General features: G+C 63.2%; 3 protein-coding genes. 1 reads left to right on the plus strand and 2 read right to left on the minus strand.

What is annotated here, in order from left to right; genetic code table 11:
* Nucleotides 1–130 precede the first annotated feature (130 nt).
* The gene (locus ACW9I6_RS31915) at nucleotides 131–910 is read left to right on the plus strand and encodes a TSUP family transporter (protein ID WP_102605805.1); all 780 of its coding nucleotides are present in this window, start codon (nucleotides 131–133) and stop codon (nucleotides 908–910) included.
* Here the strand turns inward: ACW9I6_RS31915 and nudC are convergent.
* Together nudC and ACW9I6_RS31925 are read right to left on the minus strand one after the other, a co-directional pair.
* The gene (gene nudC / locus ACW9I6_RS31920; RefSeq protein ID WP_134326772.1) at nucleotides 878–1,711 is read right to left on the minus strand and encodes an NAD(+) diphosphatase; all 834 of its coding nucleotides are present in this window, start codon (nucleotides 1,709–1,711) and stop codon (nucleotides 878–880) included. The genes ACW9I6_RS31915 and nudC overlap by 33 nt on opposite strands.
* A 6-nt stretch (nucleotides 1,712–1,717) precedes the next feature.
* Complete coding sequence (locus ACW9I6_RS31925; RefSeq protein WP_003208502.1) at nucleotides 1,718–2,530, minus strand: crotonase/enoyl-CoA hydratase family protein; 813 nt, start codon at nucleotides 2,528–2,530, stop codon at nucleotides 1,718–1,720.
* Between the last annotated feature and the right edge of the window lie 164 nt (nucleotides 2,531–2,694).

Genomic DNA, 2,694 nt, shown 5'->3' on the forward strand with positions numbered 1-2,694 from the left:
TCCGGTGACTGACACTGCGCATTCGCGAGCAAGCCCGCTCCCACATTTGGATCGCCTCGACCCAGGGTTATGGGTAAGATACCGGCCTTTCGCGCAGCCCTTGCTGCGCCCTGCCGACTAAGTCTTGCCCATGCCTTTCGAACTCAGCGTTGACCTCACCACCCTGGCGATCCTCGCCGTGGTTGCCTTTATCGCCGGTTTCATCGACGCCATCGCCGGCGGTGGCGGCCTGCTCACCACGCCCGCCCTGCTGACCGCCGGCATGCCGCCCCACCTGGTGCTGGGCACCAACAAGCTCAGTTCCACCTTCGGCTCGGCCACTGCCAGCTTTACCTTCTACCGGCGCAAGCTGTTTCATCCGCGCCAGTGGGTGCATGCCATCGTCGGCACCCTGGTCGGTGCACTCACCGGCGCGGTCGTGGCCCATTACCTGCCGGCAGAAACCCTGAACAAGATGCTCCCGGTGATTGTGTTCGGCTGCGGTTTGTATTTGCTGTTCGGCGGCACGCCCAAGGCGGCGCTGGACAACGACGCACCGATCAAGAAGAAATGGCAGTCCACCCAGGGCTTTGGCCTGGGTTTCTACGACGGCGTCGCCGGCCCGGGCACCGGGGCCTTCTGGACCGTGAGTACCATGCTGTTGCACCCCATCGACTTGGTAAAGGCCAGCGGCGTGGCGCGCAGCATGAACTTCGTCAGCAACGCGGCGGCGCTGACGGTGTTCATTTTCAATGGCTCGGTAGACTGGATTGTCGGCCTGTGCATGGGCGTGTCGGTGATGTGCGGCGCGTTTTTTGGCGCACGCAGCGCCATCAGCGGCGGCGCCAAGTTCATTCGCCCGGTGTTCATCACCGTGGTGCTCGGCCTGACGGTGCGCCTAGCCTGGCAGCACTGGTTCAGCGCGGCCTAGGCGACGGGCCAGGTAGAGGTCGATCAGGTAGCGCGCAATCGACCGCGACGCCGGCAACGGCGGCAGTTCATGGATGTTGAACCACTGCGCGTCTTCGATCTCGTCAGCCTGGGGCACAATGTCGCCGCCGGCGTACTCGGCGTGAAAGCCCAGCATCATCGAGTGCGGGAACGGCCAGCACTGGCTGCCCATGTACTGGATGTTCTTGACCTCCACCTGCACTTCTTCACGCACTTCGCGAATCAGGCAGTCCTCGGCCGACTCGCCCGGCTCGGCAAACCCCGCCAGGGTACTGTAGACCCCCGTGACAAAGCGCGGCGAGCGGGCCAGCAGGATCTCGTCGCCACGGGTCACCAGCACGATCATGCTCGGCGAGATACGCGGGTAGCTGCGCAGGTCACAGGCCTGGCAGAACATCGCCCGCTCCCGTGGCACCTGCACCATCGCCTGGCCGCAACTGCCACAAAAACGATGCTCCCGGGCCCAGGTGCCGATTTGCGCGGCGTAGCCCAGGACTTTGTACAGCGTGTGATCGCCCTGCAGCATGAATGCCCGCAGGCCCTGCCAGCCGCAGCCCGGAACGTCGGCGGGGCTGTTGAGTTCCAGCAGGTACACCGGCTCGCCGTCCAGGTGACCGATGCCATGCTCGGCGAACACCGAGAGGTCCTGGCGCTTGAGCCACTCCCGGGGAAACAGCGGGCCGTTCTGGTCGTGTAAAAAGCCTTCACGGCTGCGGGCCACGGCCCAGCCGCCCGGGGCGTCGTTGTCCAGCAGCGTTGTGGTAATCCAGCCTGGGGTCATGTTCAGTCAATCCACGAAGTCGGGTTTCTGCTTGCTCATATGGGCCGCGATGGCCACGCGCAAGTCGTTGGATTGCAACATAGCTGAGTTCCAGGTGGCAACGTATTCCAAACCGTCATTGATCGTGTGGTCACGCATGTAGCTGATCATCGCCTTGGTGCCGGTGACCGCGATCGGCGATTTGGCGGCGATTTCCCGGGCGATTTCCAGCACGCCGGCCAGCAGGCTCTGGTGATCGCTGTACACCCGATTCACCAGGCCGATGCTGCGGGCCTCTTCGGCACCGAACTGGCGGCCGGTGTAGGCCAGCTCACGGAGCATGCCGTCGCCGACAATGCGCGGCAGGCGTTGCAGGGTGCCGACGTCGGCGGCCATGCCGATGTCGATTTCCTTGATGGAGAATTGCGCATCTTCGGCGGCGTAGCGCATGTCACAGGCGCTGATCAGGTCGATGGCGCCGCCGATGCAGTAGCCATGGATCGCCGCGAGTACCGGCTTGCGGCAGTTGTCGACGGCGTTGAAGGAGGCTTGCAGTTCGAGGATCTTGCGCCGCAGCAGACGCGCGTTGCGGCCCACGTCCTTGCCGAAGTCATTGGCCACCGAGGCCAGCATCATCAGGTCGATGCCGGAGGAGAAATGCTTGCCGGCGCCGCTGATGACCACGGCACGCACCGCGTCGGTGTCTTCGACCCATTGGAAGATGTCGATGATCTCGGTCCAGAACGCCGCGTTCATCGCGTTGATCTTTTCCGGGCGATTGAGCTGCACATGGGCGACGTTGCCGCTGAGTTCGACGACAAAGGCTTGGTATTCGGACATGGCAGTGATCCTTGACTGGCGGCTGGAATAGGGGCCGAACTATAACAAGGCACCGCGTGAGGTGGTAAGGCTGTGCAAACGCCAAATTCGGGACTGAAGAACGATGAAGATCAAATGTGGGAGCTGGCTTGCCTGCGATGGCGGTGTATCAGTTAGCAAAGATG

The sequence above is a fragment of the Pseudomonas sp. SDO5522_S412 genome (assembly GCF_054071215.1).

Bases quoted from the DNA above. Each gene is read 5' to 3' on its own strand.
- ACW9I6_RS31915 (WP_102605805.1), top strand. From the start codon at position 131: ATGCCTTTCGAACTCAGCGTTGACCTCACCACCCTGGCGATCCTCGCC.
- ACW9I6_RS31925 (WP_003208502.1), bottom strand. From the start codon at position 2,530: ATGTCCGAATACCAAGCCTTTGTCGTCGAACTCAGCGGCAACGTCGCC.
- nudC (WP_134326772.1), bottom strand. From the start codon at position 1,711: ATGACCCCAGGCTGGATTACCACAACGCTGCTGGACAACGACGCCCCG.